We start from the raw sequence: 16493 nt of genomic DNA on the forward strand, positions 1-16493 counted from the left end.
CCTATCCTACTTACTAGCTTGTTCCGTCAGCTTGGTGAGTACTTCGTTTGAGCGCTCAACGAAAGATTTCATTCCCTCAGCGTCAAACCCTTTTTGGGACATCAGCGCCAAATCATAGACGTGTTGGCAAATCATATTCACCAACTGATTTGTAGGCGATTGACCGTCACCTTGGATTATACTGCCTTGATTGAGATTCGCTAAGTTTTGAATTAGCGGGTGAGCAGTATTCACCAGTAAAATGTGGTCTTCGGGAAACTCGGCTGTTTGCTGCTGCATCATGGCATTCATTTCTCGCAGGCGGCGGAGAATCTCTGGTAGTAGCACGATCGCAGGTGGTGTTCCTTGGGGATTATCGGCTTTCAAAGCTTCGGTACGGATATTGAGTTTGGGTTTGTTGAGAGATTTCTCAAATAACTCTTTGATGACCTCACTTCGGGTTTTGTTAGTTGTGGGGTCAACAATTTCCGCAGCTTTGTCTTTTTCCAACAAGGTATTATCCAAGTCGGAGTCTACTCGTGTAAACTTGACATCCTGATATTCCCGCTCTAGGAAGTTGATAAAGTGGGTATCGATGAAGGAGTCCATAAATAGGACTTCTAAACCTTGGTTTTTGTGCAGTTCTACGTAGGTAGCTTGGGTTGCTTCATCGGTGCTGTAGAAAACCCGGTTTTCGTGGCGTTCTTTGTTGCGTTCTAAATACTCTTTTAGTGTCGTATAGGGAGCGCTAAGTACTGAGTTCTCAGAATTGGATGCAGGAGTAACATCTTGCCACGCATCCCCTTCTGAAGACTGTACCTCAACTGCTGGAGTTTCGGCAGCAGGTTTGTCTGTAAGTTTAGCTGTGGTGCGAAAAACGATGATATCTTCGATTTGTTTTTTGAATTTCTCGTCGTTGAGAACACCAAATTTTACAAAAGTTCCGAGGTCTTTCCAAGCACTAATGTATTGTTCGCGGTTGTCGCGGAACAGTTCTTTGAGGCGATCGCCTACTTTTTTGGCAATGTAGTCGCCAATTCGCCGCACGGTGCGATCGCCTTGCAATGCACTACGCGAAACGTTCAAAGGAATATCACTGCTATCAATCACACCCCGCATCGGTGTTAAAAATTGCGGGATAATTTCTTCGCAGTTGTCGCTAACAAAAACTTGATTGCAAAATAGCTTAATCTGCCCTTTAGTAACATCTACATCGGGCTTCATTTTCGGAAAATACAGAATACCGTTGATGATAAAGGGATAGTCTGTATTCAGATGCACCCACAACAGCGGTTCTTCCTGAAAAGGATACAGATAGCGGTAAAACTCTAAATAATCTTCTTGACTCAGACTACTTGGTGACTCACGCCACGGTGCTTTTTGCCTATTTAAGACTTCGCCTTCCAATTTAATTGGCACTGGCATAAAGTCACAGTAGGTCTTGACAAGATTTTTAATCCGTGCTGACTCTAAAAATTCTTCCTCTTCTCCTTGCAGAGTCAGGGTAATGGTAGTGCCGCGAGTTGTACGGGGTGAATCTTCTAGGGTAAATTCTGGGGAACCATCGCAAGTCCAATGAACCGCCTGGGCTCCTTCTTGGTAGGAAAGGGTATCAATTTCAACTTTTTGCGCCACCATGAACGAGGAGTAGAAGCCAAGACCGAAGTGACCGATAATTGGTTGATCTGATTTGCCTTGATACTTATGAATAAATTCTTCAGCACTGGAGAAGGCAACCTGATTGATGTATTTTTTCACTTCCTCTGCTGTCATGCCGATACCGTTGTCGGAAATAGAGAGGGTCTTGTTATCTTTGTCGATGGCGATTTCAATTTCTGGTTCGCCTATGTCTCCACTATACTCCCCGGCTTGAGATACCATTTTCAGTTTTTGAATGGCGTCTACAGCGTTGGATACCAGTTCCCGCAAGAAGATTTGGTGATCTGAGTAGAGCGACTTCTTGATAATTGGGAAAATATTCTCAGTATGAATACTGATAGTACCTTGTTCTAGCATGGTTATCCGTCTGTGTTAGTTGCAGAGATAATTCTGAGGATCAATTTTCCGCGATTCCTCTGTTGTCTTAGGTAAGGAATGCCTCTTAATTTTATTCGGATTTCACTACCATCAATCATAAATGCTGTTGAAACTACCGTTGCAGCTTGTTATATATGGCAGCTATTTCCGCAGCTTGCATATTTAGAGTACGAACTGGTTTAATCCCTTGACGTAATTTATTCAGTAAATTTGCATCTGTTGCTAATAGCCGAAGGCTCTCAGTCCAAGCCTTGGTATCGTTAGCAGTTACTAACCAACCATCCATGCCATGTCTTACCAGTTCTGCAATACCGCCCAAATTGGAACCGATTACAGGTAAAGATAGGGCATGGGCTTCTAGTACGACTAAAGGGCCAGTTTCTAGCCATTGAGAAGGCACAGCCAGTATATCGTAATTAGCCATAACCTTGGGCAGTTCTTCTCTTGTTAGTTGTTTTTCTACACGAATCCGAGGATCGTTGTCGATTAAGTTAAAAATTGTTTGGCGATATCGTTCATCCTGCGCTATTCCATGAATTATTAACTCAATGGGAATTTCCGCAGGTAAATCTTTAACTGCTTGTACTAAGATATCGATGCCTTTATATATATCCCAGCGTCCTAAAAAAACTACTTTTAAAGGGACAGATTGCTCATGTGCTGGTGGTGATTTTTCTTGTGTAGCGTAACCAATTCCATAGCGGCAAAGAACAAGTTTTTCTTCAGGGATGCCGTTGATGAGTAGAGCTTTATAGAGCCAATCACACACTGCTATGATGCGATCAGCGAATTTTGCCATTTCTAGTAAACTTTGTTGACGGGCAGTGACATAACCAGGTACGACAAATGGACGTACAAACCGCCCTAATTCTTCGTCTACTGAAGCAGGCAGATAGGCACTTGTGGGTAAAGGTAATTGACTTAGGACAGACATAGGCAAATGGCTCAAAGTTTTGACCATTGCCGCAGGTAGTTTACTGCTTAAAGTATCGGCACACTGGGAACAACGCACTACATCAATTTTGCCATCACAAACTTGTTGTCCATTAAACATTAAGGTAGTTCGTTGGCAAATAGGTAGAGGATAGTGGATTGTTACCACTGTTGACATGCCTAATTCTTTAGCTAAACGCAGATGAGGCAATCCACAATATGTTTCCCAATGATGTTGATGGTAAATATCTGCTTTTTGACTGGTTAACCAATTAGCAAAATATTCAAATTTCCCATGTGGAAATTGTCCATGATTGGGTTGTGTTTTAGGTACTGGAAAGACAGGATATCGATAAACTTCTATGTCGTTATGTTTATAACTATCTTCCTTTTGGGAACCGTTACTAGCCGCTGCTATTTTGATATCAATATTATGCGATCGCAATTGCGGCAGCAGCTCATTCAGGTTTACTTGAATACCACCACATTTATCCGGGAAATAACGAGCAAGAGCTTGGATTGCTTTCATGATGGGCACTTCCGAAACAGGATAACGGCTCTTGCTATTTTATTCGCTGTATTGTCAATTACCCAGTAATAGGCAGTCCCGCCTGGGAATTTATTCCCAGGCTCATAGCTGAAGTCTTCTAAAGAAAACTGAAATGTTTTAGTCCACTTGAGTGAACTTGAGCTGGGCTATTAGATCCCCGACTTCTTCAAGAAGTCGGGGATCTGACCACCGCCACTAGTTGGCTAATTAAGATGCTTCAAGATCTTAGTTTTAGCTAAAGTTTCAAGGTTCGGGTGCTGGCTCTAATAATTTGACAGTTGTTTTTGGAACTGACACCTTAACAGACGATTTTTTGCTAAACGATAGACCGTTTTCACCTTTATCAATGAAAATCGTGTCTCCAGAGATAAAAGTATTTTCCAGTAACTTGGTGGCGATGGGGTTTTCTACTTCTCGCTGAATTGCTCGTTTTAGTGGGCGTGCGCCGTAAACTGGGTCGTAGCCTGTTTCTACAAGGTAATCACAGGCAGGTTGTGATATCTCGAAAGAGATTTTTTGCTCTCGGAGAAGATTTTCTACTCGTTTGAGTTGAATGCGGATGATGTGCCGCATTTCTGTACGACTGAGGGTATGGAAGAGAATAATATCATCGACGCGGTTAAGAAATTCGGGGCGGAAGTGCGATCGCAACGCATCTGTCACCCGCACCCGCATCATTTCATACTTGGTGTCATCACCAGAAACATCCAAGATGTACTCACTGCCAATGTTACTAGTCATGACAATGACGCTGTTCCGAAAATCTACCGTTCTTCCCTGTGAATCAGTAATTCTCCCATCATCTAGCACTTGCAGCAAAATATTAAACACATCGGGGTGAGCCTTTTCAACTTCATCCAGCAACACCACCGAATAGGGACGGCGGCGAACAGCCTCGGAAAGTTGACCGCCTTCTTCATATCCGATGTATCCTGGAGGCGCTCCCACCAGCCGGGAAACTGAGTGTTTTTCCATATACTCAGACATATCCAGGCGCACTAAGGCATCATCAGAATCAAAGAGAAACTGAGCTAAAGCACGAGCGAGTTCAGTTTTACCTACACCAGTGGGCCCCATGAACAAAAATGAACCAATGGGACGAGATGGGTCTTTCATCCCAGCACGGGCGCGACGAATTGCCGCTGCAACCGCTGCTACAGCTTCCTGTTGCCCAATGACTCGTTCATGCAAATGATGCTCTAGTTGCAGTAATTTTTGCCGTTCTGATTCCAATAGGCGATTGACGGGGATTCCTGTCCATTTGGCGACGATTTCGGCAATATCGGCTTCTATAACTTGTTCTCGCAGTAAGGTAGAACCTTTGCTTTGAATTTCTAGAAGTTTGGTTTCTTTGGCTTCGCGATCGCGCTGCATTCCCTCCAATTTGCCATACTTCAATTGGGCAGCTTTGTTTAAATCGTAGTCGCGTTCTGCCTGTTCAATTTGCACGCGCAAGGCATCTTCTTCTTTCTTTAAGGTGCTAATAGCTTCTAATAGCTGCTTTTCACCTTGCCATTGCTCATTAAATTTTTGCTGTTTGATCGTCAACTTGGCGATTTCTTGCTCAATACGCTCCAAACGCTCTCTGGTTTGGGCAGTACCCTTTTCTTCTCCAGCCAATGACAGCTTTTCCATTTCTAGCTGCATCAGACGGCGGTCAATAGTTTCTAATTCCGCTGGTTTGGAAGTAATTTCCATTTTCAGCTTTGCCGCTGCTTCATCTACCAAGTCAATGGCTTTATCTGGTAAGAAGCGGTCAGAAATGTAACGCGCTGACAGGGTTGCTGCTGCTACCAGGGCGGAATCAGAAATTTTGACGTTGTGATGGACTTCGTAGCGTTCTTTTAAGCCCCGGAGAATGGAAATAGTATTTTCTACGCTGGGCTGATCCACAAATACTTGCTGAAAGCGGCGTTCTAGTGCCGCATCTTTTTCGATGTGTTTGCGGTATTCATCCAAGGTACTTGCACCGATGCAACGCAGTTCGCCTCGTGCCAACATCGGTTTGAGTAAATTCCCCGCATCCATTGCTCCTTGTTGACTCGAACCAGTACCGACTACGGTGTGGAGTTCGTCAATAAACAGAACAATATCACCGTTAGATTCAATAACTTCTTTAAGAACTGCTTTTAGGCGTTCTTCAAATTCCCCCCGCAATTTTGCCCCAGCAATCAAACTACCGATATCTAAAGAGATAAGCTGGCGGTTTTTCAGGGATTCGGGAACGTCGCCGTTCACCATGCGCTGTGCCAATGCTTCAGCGATCGCAGTTTTACCTACTCCAGGTTCACCAATTAACACCGGGTTATTCTTGCTGCGACGAGACAATACCTGGATTACCCGACGAATTTCGTCATCTCGTCCAATTACCGGGTCAAGTTTTCCAGCTTTTGCCTGTTCTGTCAAGTCCCTGCCAAACTTTTGTAAAGCTTCATAACGGGATTCTGGACTTTGGTCTGTCACTTTTTGACTGCCGCGAACGGTTTTGATAGCAGATTCTAGCTTAGCAATGTCTACGTTAAAGCCCTTGAGAACTCGCCGGCCAATGCGATCGTCATCACTAAAAGCCAGAAGAATGTGTTCTACAGAGACGTAGGAATCTTTCATCTTGGCTCTAATTTCCTCGGCTCTGTCTAGTAGAACATCTAAACTGCGACCGAGGTAGAGCTGATCACTTTTACCAACTTTGGGTTGACGTTGAGTGAATGCTTCTAGTTGCTGTTGTAAGCGGATGGGATCGACCTCAGCTCGAGTGAGGATACGGATTGCTATACTGGTGGGTTCTTCTAAAAGGGCAATAATTAAATGTTCAACATCTAGTTGCTGTTGTTGATAAGCACGGACTATATCCTGAGATTTGACAATTGCTTCCCAGGCTTTATCAGTAAATTTATTGGGATCTGTAGGTTGCATTTTTAGGATTTTAGCTTTGGGATTTTTATTTTAGGGATTGGGGATTATCCCAGAAAGTGTTGCTTGGTGAGTGGTTGTAATGGTACTCCCAAATTATCCAAACATTATTGGTGTATATCCGCTTGTATCTTCAGTGGCAACTTTAGATTGATAGTTGGTGATATTTTGATTCATTATCTATATTTCTAATTTAAAACGAAAACACTGTTCTCAGCTTACTTTGCTAGATAGTAGCAAGTAGGGCGATCGCTAATTGTCTTCAGCTGCTAAACCCTAGCCAAAAATTTTTGCGAACAGATTCTTTGCCACACCTATTGCTTTATGCTCAACTCGAACATTAGTACAAGAAGGCAAGCAGCAGAAGGATATTGCTTTTAAATTCAGCTTTTTAGCTTTTTAAACTGCATAATTCTTTCTGCGCTGCACTAGTCTTCTTTCCTCTGAATTACTGACTCACAAGCTGTTCTTGTGATTCCTGTTTTGCTGCTGACCCTTGAGTACCCAGCTGAATTAGTTCAACTTTATACCCATCTGGGTCTTCTACAAAAGCAATTACCGTCGAACCGTGTTTCATTGGGCCTGGTTCTCGGACAACTTTACCGCCATGATTTCGGATTTCCTCACATGTGGCGTAAATATCATCAACACCAAGGGCAATATGACCGTAAGCATTACCCAATTCGTACTTTTCTACCCCCCAGTTGTAAGTTAGTTCAAGCACCGTGTTATCGCTTTCATCACCGTAACCAACAAAAGCTAGGGTAAATTCTCCTCCCGGATAATCTTTTCGTCGGAGTAATTTCATTCCCAGCACTTCGCAGTAAAACTTCAAGGACTCTTCAAGGTTGCCGACTCGTAGCATTGTGTGTAGTAATCGCATATTGACCTTTGATCTGTACTCGGTTCAGTATTATTATCTGCAAACATTTTACAAAGCTTGGGGACTGGGGATTGGGGAACTCGGGGCCCCCTCTGGGGATAAAGGGCAATGGGGACTGGAGAGTAATTACTGAACTCTTGACCAATTGCCAATCATTGGAAATCTTCTTTAATCTCAGCCTATAAAGTCTCCTTAACGCCTATGCTAGCGATTGGGTTAGCCACTGGACTGTATGCGATCGGCGCTCAGAACTCACTCGAAGTAAAAGAATACAAAGGACGAACTACAGATGAGTAACATTCTAGATACTACAATCGAGGCGATCGCTGCCCGCGAAATTCTCGATTCACGAGGCAGACCAACGGTTGAAGCTGAAGTACATTTGATTAATGGTGTTGTGGGACTAGCACAGGTTCCTAGTGGTGCTTCTACCGGCACTTTTGAGGCACACGAACTGCGTGATGGCGATAAAAGTCGTTATGGGGGCAAAGGAGTACTCAAGGCGGTGCAAAACATCAAAGAGGCCCTTGCTCCAAAATTGTTAAACCTGGATGTCCTCAACCAAGAACAGCTAGACCGAACAATGATTGCTTTGGATGGTTCTGCTAACAAATCTAATTTGGGAGCTAATGCAATTTTGGCGGTTTCTCTAGCAGCAGCGAAAGCGGGTGCTGAATCTCTGGCAATTCCCTTATATCGCTATTTAGGTGGCCCTTTAGCGAATTTGTTGCCAGTACCCTTAATGAACGTGATTAACGGTGGAGCACACGCGTCAAACAACGTAGATTTTCAAGAGTTTATGATTGTCCCAATTGGGGCATCTTCTTTTCGGGAAGCTTTGCGCTGGGGTGCAGAGGTATTTGCTACCCTCAGCCAGGTATTGGATGAGAAGGGTTTGCTCACTGGTGTGGGCGATGAAGGCGGCTTTGCTCCTAATTTAGAGTCCAATCAGGTGGCTTTGGAATTGTTGGTTGCTGCCATTCAAAAAGCTGGTTACAAGCCAGGAGAACAAGTTGCTTTGGCGTTGGATGTGGCAGCTAGTGAGTTTTACAAGAATGGGCAATATGTCTATGACGGTAAACCTCACGCTCCTACAGAGTTTATTGATTATTTAGCGCAATTGGTTGACCAATATCCCATTATATCAATTGAGGATGGGTTGCATGAAGAAGACTGGCAAAGTTGGCAATTGCTCACCCAGAAGTTAGGTTCGCGGGTACAGTTAGTAGGGGATGACTTGTTTGTGACTAATGCTACTCGCTTGCAAAGAGGCATTCAGGAAAAAGCTGGTAACGCTATTTTGATTAAACTCAATCAAATTGGTTCGCTCACCGAAACCTTGGAAACAATTGATTTGGCAACTCGCAACGGTTTTCGCTCAGTAATTAGCCATCGTTCTGGTGAAACCGAAGACACAACGATCGCCGATCTTTCCGTGGCAACTCGTGCCGGTCAAATCAAAACAGGTTCTTTGTGCCGCAGCGAACGGGTAGCAAAATACAATCGCTTACTGCGTATTGAAGATGAACTAGGCGATCGCGCCCTTTATGCTGGTGCTGTAGGTTTAGGGCCGAAATAGGAACTTGGGGCAGGGGAAGCAGCGGAAGCAGGGGAAGAATTAAATACTAATTCCCCATTCCCCAATCCCCATTGCCCCTTATCCCCAGAGGGGGCCCCGAGTTCCCCAATCCCCAGTCCCCAATTACGGATAAAACCCCAACTTGGGCAACCCTAGAGTTTCATCCCAGCCCATCATCAGGTTAAGGCATTGAATTGCTTGACCCGCCTGTCCTTTTATTAGGTTGTCAATTGCTGACATCACAATTACCCGACCAGTACGTGGATCGACTTCTAAGCCGATGTAGCAAAGATTGCTACCACTTGCCCACTTGGTTTGAGGATAAACCCCGCTCTCACAGATTTTTATCCAAGGTGAGTTACGGTAAAAAGCAGTAAAAATCGTGATTAAATCATCTCGCACTAGTCCGGGATCGCGTAGTCTGGCATATACAGTAGCTAAAATCCCGCGCACCATTGGGACAAGGTGCGGTGTAAATTGGATCATGAGTTCGTGACCAGCTAAGTCACTGCAAATTTGCTCAATTTCTGGGGTATGACGGTGACGGGCGACACCATAGGCGGCTAAGGAGTTGTCTGCCTCGGCTAGCAATAAGTCGGTTTTGGCTTGCCGTCCGCTGCCAGATGTGCCCGACTTGGCGTCGATAATGGCTGTTTCTGGTACGATTAAGCCTTGTTTCAGAAGTGGTGAAAGTGCTAGGAGACTGGCGGTGGGATAGCAACCAGGACAGCCAATTAGCTGGGCTTCGGCAATGCGATCGCGGTACAGTTCTGGTAGTCCATAAACCGCTGTGGCAGCAGTTGCGCGATCATTTCTCTGTGTGCCATACCAATCTGTATAAGTTGTTAAATCACTGAACCGATAGTCTGCACTCAGATCCAGTACTTTACATCCTTTTTCTAAAAGTTTGGGTGCGATTTGACAAGCCAAACCATTAGGTAAAGAGAGGAACACGACTTCACAGCGGTGAGCAATTATTTCTGGCTCTATCGCTTCTATTGGCAGGTTAACTGCATGAGCCAGATGTGGGTAGATATTAGTAAAGGATTTCCCGGCGCTGTTCTCACCGCCCAAATAAACCAGTTCTACTTCTGGATGATCCATTAGTAGTCGGACTAACTGTACTCCGCCATAGCCTGACGCGCCAACAATCCCAACGGGTACGCGTCTAAATTTGCCCATGATCTGAAATCCTTATCCGCTTTTGGTTAATTCGTTCTCAGCTATCAACATATCAGCGACTAGACGCCCGGTGCATAAAACGCCAAACCCCTCTATTTCATTCTGGGGAGTCCAGAGTCAAAAACTCAACAGTTTTTAACCCTTGATCCTTGAGGGCCAGTCGCCTCTCTTGGCAAAGACGCTGCGCGTAGCTTGCTTCCCGTAGGGGTACAAGTTGGGAAACCCTTGACGCTCCTGTCACTACCGCTGCGCTAACACCACGGCGCTGGCTCCCCTTGACCCTTGACTTCACAGAGTGAGTATTCAAATTTCGCTGCACTTTGGTGCTAAACTCCAATAATTTTTGGTGATAGAAATTTTTGCCATATTATCAAATCATTGCTAGTCTACTTCTCTGCCTTATAAAGGAGCTACAATCTAAAAGAAGAAATTGTTAAAAAAATTTACGTTAGGTAGCTGGAATTCTTCTGTGTCACAGCCTAAGACTACCCAAGCTTTTAAATTTGATTCGATTGATGCCGCCTTGGCAGACCTGAAATCTGGTCGCGTCATTGTAGTGGTCGATGATGAAAATAGAGAAAATGAAGGCGACTTGATTTGTGCTGCCCAATTTGCCACACCTGACATGATTAATTTCATGGCGGTGGAAGCTAGAGGGTTGATTTGTTTAGCGATGACTGGCGATCGCCTTGATGAACTAGACTTACCATTGATGGTGAGCAATATTACAGATACTAACCAGACTGCCTTCACCGTCAGTATTGATGCCGGCCCACATTTAGGCGTCAGTACTGGGATTTCAGCGGAAGACCGCGCCCGCACTATCCAAGTTACTCTCAACCCAGCTACAAAACCTTTAGATTTACGTCGTCCTGGTCATATTTTCCCGATTCGAGCTAGGGAAGGAGGCGTACTAAAACGGGCAGGACATACAGAAGCAGCTGTAGACTTATCTCGACTAGCAGGGCTATATCCAGCGGGGGTAATTTGTGAAATTCAAAACCCCGATGGTTCAATGGCGCGGTTGCAGCAGTTAATTGAATATGCTCAACATCACAATCTAAAAATTATTAGTATTGCGGATTTAATTAGTTATCGCCTTCAACACGATCGCTTAGTATATCGCGAAGTTGTAACTAAGCTACCCAGCCAGTTCGGTCAGTTTGAAATTTACGCCTACCGCCACACTCTGGATAATACAGAACATGTTGCCATTGTCAAGGGTGATCCAGCTAACTTTAAAGATGAGCCAGTGATGGTGCGGATGCATTCAGAATGCTTAACTGGTGACGCTTTGGGGTCTTTGCGCTGCGATTGTCGGATGCAACTACAGGCAGCACTAAAAATGATTGAGAGTGCTGGTCAAGGTGTAGTTGTATACCTGCGGCAAGAAGGACGAGGAATCGGGTTGATTAATAAGCTGAAAGCCTACTCGTTGCAGGATATGGGGCTGGATACAGTTGAAGCGAATGAGCGTTTGGGCTTTCCCGCTGACTTGCGAGACTATGGGATGGGAGCGCAAATGCTGATGGATTTAGGCATTAAAAAGATTCGCTTGATAACTAATAATCCTCGCAAAATTGCTGGAGTCAAGGGTTATGGGTTGGAAGTCGTTGACCGCGTACCGTTGTTGATTGAAGCGAATGACTACAACTCCTATTATTTGGCAACGAAGGCGAAAAAGCTAGGTCACATGCTGTTACAGACTTATCTGGTGACAGTGGCAATTCACTGGCAAGATGACCCGCAGTTGGTGACGAAACGCTATGAACGTTTAGAGAAATTGCGACATTTAGCGAGAAGCCATGATTTATTGTTGCAAGAAGAGGCGCGTCCGTTAGGGCTGGCATTGTTTGACGAGCCAGCTTTGACAGTACACTTGGGTTTTGATCAACCAAAAGTTGCTAGCTGTGATTGGTATCAGCAGAGTGGTCATCCTTACTTACAAGCCATCTTCCAAATTTTGGATAATCTTGCAACTTTGCCTTACGTCCAGAAGCTAGAATTTCTGATTTCTTCTGGTAGCGACCCCTTGAGTAATTTGCAAGTCCAACTAGATCGGCAAATCTTCTCGGATGATACACTGCCTTCATCGTTGAGCGATCGCCTAGAAACACAACAAATTTATAGCTTTAGTAAATAAGCTAATGCGCGTCTAAATTGCATAACTACTCTTTGTAATTGTTAACTGTTGACTGTTGACAGTTAACCGTTAACAGTCAACCTGAATGTCGAGGTAATGTGCAATTTAAATGCATGACAGCTTAGTTATTTGTCATTTGTCATTAATTATTCTCTTCCCCAGTCCCCAGTCCCTAGTCCCCAGTCCCCAGCTTGTAAGTTGGTTTCACCTGACGATAGGTATGAAGTAGGCTGAGGAACTTGTCAGAGTCAAAATTTATCGGGTCAACTTTTTGACCAGAACGGTCTACTTCCTGGTGAGTGGTGATGCGATCGTCTGGTACTTGACTTTGAGCAACTAACCAGGCTAGAGAATTATATTGAGCTTCAGTGTAGCCGCTATGGGTTTTTTGGCTACTGTTATAACTATCTGGCGGTGTTTCCAAAGAAACGTGATATGCAAAATTATTCACAGATGGCGGTAAATCTGGATTAGTCTTCACAGTTTCAGACCCATCAGGACTATCAAATACTGAGTTAGCTGCGCCGAAAGCTCGCTTTTCTGGCGGTACTAGATAAACAATCGTCCCATCTAGCTTGATTAAGGTGTGATAACTCGCTTGAACACTTTCATCATTATGGGGTGCTTGAAAAAAATTAATGGCGCTGGAAGCAGAATAACCGGTTTCATGAAGTACTATAATCGCTTCGTTATTGATAAGTTCGCCATTAATATCTTTGGCGTAGCGTTCTCCATAGTTGCTGGGGTTAACGGCAGCAATTTCATAACTAGGTCTGTATTGTGCAAAAGCCTCAGTTGTGCTGTATCTGGCTACAGCCTTGTTCGTCTTGACTGAGGATTTAACAACTTTTTTAGACTCGTTACCTTGATTTTTTGCTGATTGCAATTGCGCCTTTGGATATTGACTCAAGGTTATATTTTCTGGATTCGATGTTGGCGTATTACTTTGTAATTGTGTCCCTTTTCCAGCAAGCAGCACCAAAATTAAAGCGGCGAACATTAGAGAAATTAGCATGACTCTAGTCGCCCAGTCTTTAAACTTCATGATCCTAATATTTGTAAAACGGTAGATATTAACTTAATTATCTTAATTTTAGTAATAACTTGGTTATAAGTATATGTTTTAATCCTAGGTATTTTTTTTAGGTGCTTCCTCTGCCTATAGGGCTATTTAGAGGCTATTTATAAACAAAATATAAAATTGACAATTGTATTAACGTTTGTACTCTGCGGCATGGTGTTCGCATAGCCATAGATAATGTCCTTCTGGAGTTAAGATATTTTTTAATCCACCCCAGTGTTGCTGTGGGTCTTTTTCATCTAATAGTTGGCGCAAGGCACGTAAAGCAGCGCCATCAGAACGTTCTGGATCTAAATCTTCACCTCTAGCAATCTTGTCTGCTAATTCTAAATCTTTAGATTCTTTGAGTTCAGGTAATTTTGTTGCTAATTCTTTAAATAGTTCTAAATCATTTTTGAATAGCGTTTCATATTCTTTGGGATTTACTACACCCAGCCAAGGGCCTACTATGGGTGCAGCATATTTCAAAATGCGAAATAATCTACTAATATAAGGTGCAGTTACTCTTAACCATTCGGCAGGTTCATTTATCTCATATAAACCGCCTTCTTGGGTGGGATGCCAACAGCCTGCTGCTTGGCAATAGAGTTGTAAATCTAATTTCTGTCCAGTTATATTTCTCTGCCAAACTTTACTGCCATGCGGACGCAGGACAAATACATTAGGACAATGAGAATCTATTTTTGATTGTTCGCGGCGGAATGCATTAGTAAATTCTCTTTGCGTCAGTTCTAGAAGATTATCCAGTTTATTTTTAATATCATCATTACCTTTATCAACTTTATTCTTTAAATCGTTGAGACTGTCTAAAACTGCATCTTGTTTAGTCCAATACAATCCCTGTAATAGTGCTGTTACTGATACATCTTCGTCTTCTGTGGCTTCTGGGCATTCAATTGTGTGTTTCTGTTTTTGCAATCGCTTTTGTACTTGTTCATAGTCAAACTCATGAGGGCAAGGTTTACCATTATGACCAAGACAGGGTATTTTGCGTTGAATTTGCAATCCGGGAAACCGTTCAAGCGTCTTTTCGATACCATCCTTGAGGAGTACAAAGAAATTCAGCGGGTATGCTCCCCGGACTGTTAATTGCAAGTAGCGTTCATGAGGAAATGCTTGCACTAAAGCTAAATGTTTTTGCTCTGGTGTATCAGCAAATAGGACACCATTTCGCCAATGGGTATTGGTTGTAAAGCGATGTTGACGCGCAATAAACCAAGTGGGAATACCCGCAGGGATAGTATTGAGTTGGAATTTCATCGAAATTTCATGGCACTCGCTTGATTGTTTTATTTGCTGCCATTTCTGTTCATAGTTAGGCGGGTCGAAGGGCAAACGTTCAACAACTCAACTGATATCACGGTTTTCTTGAGTGCGGTAGGAAAGGTCAAAACGCTCCATTAGATGCAAAAAGTGGTCGCGCATTGATGGCTCTAAGTCTCGCCAAAGTTGAGCCATTTCCTGACGGGTGAAGATGCCAACGCGCTTGATTACTTCTTCGCTTTCTAAGACTTTGCTGATATATTCAGTTACCCATTGGGGTTGTAGGATAACGGTATCGTTAAGTTCTTCGTTGTCTTGGAAGTAGAGAATTTCGCCTAATTCATGCAGCCATCGCGCTAGCACTTCTTTGCTAATATCAGCAACTTTGGACTCAGCCATGATGTCCCACAATTGTTGTGGTGTGATTTGTTTTTTTGAGTGGGTGCGGATAGCATTGGCAGCATTTAGCCAGGTGGTAGGCCAGATTTCACCCATCAAAGGTAACTTGGCGGCTGCTTCTGCAATTGTCTGGCGAAGTTCTTCAACGCCGAAGCTAATCTTAGAGCTAATTTTACAGTGTTCGATAATCTCGGGGTACTTGCGGCGTAACTCAGCCAGGGGAAGGTCTGCATTTCGTTCGTCGATGTGGGTGGCGACGAGTAATATCGGAGATTCTGGGGCTAAGGCTTTGATGGTATCTAGCCAGTAGTAGAGTTTACCTTGTTCAAATCCCAGTCGGGCATTCCAGGCGAGTAAGAACAGGGAGCGGTTAGTGAGAAAGAATTGATGGGTGGCGTGATAGATTTCCTGTCCACCAAAATCCCAGGTGTTCAGCTGCATGGTGACTGCTTGCGTGGGATGGGTTAATTCGAGGGACTTAATTTCAATACCGTGGGTGGTAGATTCCTGGGTGTCGAACTCTTCGCCGCGCAATGCTCTTAATAAGGATGTCTTACCTACACCTCCTTCACCGACGACTAGGAGTTTAGAAACCCACTGGCGTAGGCTACCCTCTAAGCGTTCTCGAAGATAGATTAAAATCGCCTGCGTTTCTTGCTCAACAATTTCAGGAGGGGGCGAGGTTAATGGATTGTTATGGAGGAATAGCCTTGTCAGGTTGGAGAGTTGGCAGATTTCTGGCGGCAGGCTGCTGAGTTGATTGTTAGAGAGAAATAGCCTTGTCAGGTTGGAGAGTTGGCAGATTTCTGGCGGCAGGCTGCTGAGTTGATTGTCAGGGAGGTATAGCTCTGTCAGGTTGGAGAGTTGGCAGATTTCTGGCGGCAGGCTGCTGAGTTGATTGTTAGAGAGGTCTAGCCTTGTCAGGTTGGAGAGTTGGCAGATTTCTGGCGGCAGGCTGCTGAGTTGATTGTCAGAGAGGTCTAGCTCTGTCACCTTTTCTTTGGCAGCTTGTTCAATAATTTGCAACAGTTCTTCGTTTGTCACCTGCAAACCTCACCAACTCTATAGCCTTATTTACCAGAATAGTTTATTGCAACTAGAGTATGGGGCTAGATTAGTGTGTTCTATCTACATAAGAACGGCTGTAATGTTTAAATTAACGGGGCGCGTAGGCGTAGCCCGTCGTAGACATCGCTAATTTCCCCAAAACGCTCACTCCTTCACAAATATCAAAGATTCATCGGTAAATATCAAAGATTCATCGGCGAATATTAAAGATTCATCGGTAAATATCAAAGATTCATCGGCGAATATCAAAGACTCGTCGGCGAATATCAAAGACTCATTGGTGAATATCAAAGATTCATCGGCGAATATCAAAGACTCATTGGTGAATATCAAAGATTCATCGGTGAATATCAAAGATTCATTGGTGAATATCAAAGATTCATCGGCGAATATCAAAGATTCATCGGTGAATATCAAAGATTCATCGGCGAATATCAAAGGGTGGTTACGCTTTCGCGCTAACACACCTTACAACTACGACCAGTT

The 16493-nt window shown here is 43.9% G+C and carries 11 protein-coding genes; 2 read left to right on the forward strand and 9 right to left on the reverse strand.

Going from position 1 to position 16493, the window contains the following annotated elements; genetic code table 11:
* Positions 1–6: 6 nt before the first annotated feature.
* The 4 genes from htpG to gloA all read right to left on the reverse strand — a co-directional run bounded on the left by htpG (position 7) and on the right by gloA (position 7292).
* Positions 7–1995, reverse strand: a complete 1989-nt coding sequence (htpG, locus tag FNW02_RS02210; RefSeq protein ID WP_191755942.1) for a molecular chaperone HtpG — start codon at positions 1993–1995, stop codon at positions 7–9.
* 133 nt (positions 1996–2128) lie between these two features.
* A complete protein-coding gene (locus FNW02_RS02215; RefSeq protein WP_191755943.1) occupies positions 2129–3478 on the reverse strand; it encodes a glycosyltransferase in 1350 nt (449 codons plus the stop codon).
* A gap of 264 nt (positions 3479–3742) precedes the next feature.
* Positions 3743–6412 (reverse strand): ATP-dependent chaperone ClpB, encoded by a 2670-nt coding sequence (gene clpB / locus FNW02_RS02220; protein ID WP_191755944.1) that lies wholly within the window; start codon positions 6410–6412, stop codon positions 3743–3745.
* Between the two features lie 445 nt (positions 6413–6857).
* Positions 6858–7292, reverse strand: a complete 435-nt coding sequence (gene gloA, locus FNW02_RS02225) for a lactoylglutathione lyase (RefSeq protein ID WP_191755945.1) — start codon at positions 7290–7292, stop codon at positions 6858–6860.
* Between the two features lie 289 nt (positions 7293–7581).
* On the opposite strand from gloA, the gene eno reads away from it, so the two are divergent.
* Positions 7582–8871, forward strand: a complete 1290-nt coding sequence (gene eno, locus FNW02_RS02230) for a phosphopyruvate hydratase (RefSeq protein WP_191755946.1) — start codon at positions 7582–7584, stop codon at positions 8869–8871.
* Positions 8872–8994: 123 nt separating this feature from the next.
* On the opposite strand, the gene argC is transcribed toward eno, so the two are convergent.
* A complete protein-coding gene (gene argC / locus FNW02_RS02235; RefSeq protein WP_191755947.1) occupies positions 8995–10053 on the reverse strand; it encodes an N-acetyl-gamma-glutamyl-phosphate reductase in 1059 nt (352 codons plus the stop codon).
* A gap of 469 nt (positions 10054–10522) precedes the next feature.
* Here argC and ribBA point away from each other — a divergent pair, with 469 nt between their 5' ends.
* Complete coding sequence (ribBA, locus tag FNW02_RS02240; RefSeq protein WP_191755948.1) at positions 10523–12196, forward strand: bifunctional 3,4-dihydroxy-2-butanone-4-phosphate synthase/GTP cyclohydrolase II; 1674 nt, start codon at positions 10523–10525, stop codon at positions 12194–12196.
* A gap of 172 nt (positions 12197–12368) precedes the next feature.
* On the opposite strand, the gene FNW02_RS02245 is transcribed toward ribBA, so the two are convergent.
* The 4 genes from FNW02_RS02245 to FNW02_RS02255 all read right to left on the reverse strand — a co-directional run bounded on the left by FNW02_RS02245 (position 12369) and on the right by FNW02_RS02255 (position 16472).
* Positions 12369–13241, reverse strand: a complete 873-nt coding sequence (locus tag FNW02_RS02245) for a peptidoglycan recognition protein family protein (protein ID WP_191755949.1) — start codon at positions 13239–13241, stop codon at positions 12369–12371.
* Positions 13242–13409: 168 nt separating this feature from the next.
* Positions 13410–14537, reverse strand: a complete 1128-nt coding sequence (locus FNW02_RS38310) for a hypothetical protein (protein WP_225225345.1) — start codon at positions 14535–14537, stop codon at positions 13410–13412.
* An 87-nt stretch (positions 14538–14624) separates the two neighbouring features.
* Positions 14625–15983, reverse strand: coding sequence for a COR domain-containing protein (locus FNW02_RS38315; protein WP_348535348.1), 1359 nt, complete (start codon positions 15981–15983; stop codon positions 14625–14627).
* A 168-nt stretch (positions 15984–16151) separates the two neighbouring features.
* On the reverse strand, positions 16152–16472 hold the full coding sequence (locus FNW02_RS02255) for a hypothetical protein (protein WP_348535349.1): 321 nt from the start codon (positions 16470–16472) through the stop codon (positions 16152–16154).
* Between the last annotated feature and the right edge of the window lie 21 nt (positions 16473–16493).

The sequence above is a fragment of the Komarekiella delphini-convector SJRDD-AB1 genome (assembly GCF_014831675.1).
Taxonomy (GTDB): Bacteria; Cyanobacteriota; Cyanobacteriia; order Cyanobacteriales; family Nostocaceae; genus Komarekiella.

Excerpts from the sequence above, each read along its gene's own strand:
- htpG (WP_191755942.1), bottom strand. The coding sequence starts at position 1,995 with ATGCTAGAACAAGGTACTATCAGTATTCATACTGAGAATATTTTCCCA.
- FNW02_RS02215 (WP_191755943.1), bottom strand. The coding sequence starts at position 3,478 with ATGAAAGCAATCCAAGCTCTTGCTCGTTATTTCCCGGATAAATGTGGT.
- clpB (WP_191755944.1), bottom strand. The coding sequence starts at position 6,412 with ATGCAACCTACAGATCCCAATAAATTTACTGATAAAGCCTGGGAAGCA.
- gloA (WP_191755945.1), bottom strand. The coding sequence starts at position 7,292 with ATGCGATTACTACACACAATGCTACGAGTCGGCAACCTTGAAGAGTCC.
- eno (WP_191755946.1), top strand. The coding sequence starts at position 7,582 with ATGAGTAACATTCTAGATACTACAATCGAGGCGATCGCTGCCCGCGAA.
- argC (WP_191755947.1), bottom strand. The coding sequence starts at position 10,053 with ATGGGCAAATTTAGACGCGTACCCGTTGGGATTGTTGGCGCGTCAGGC.
- FNW02_RS02245 (WP_191755949.1), bottom strand. The coding sequence starts at position 13,241 with ATGAAGTTTAAAGACTGGGCGACTAGAGTCATGCTAATTTCTCTAATG.
- FNW02_RS38310 (WP_225225345.1), bottom strand. The coding sequence starts at position 14,537 with ATGAAATTCCAACTCAATACTATCCCTGCGGGTATTCCCACTTGGTTT.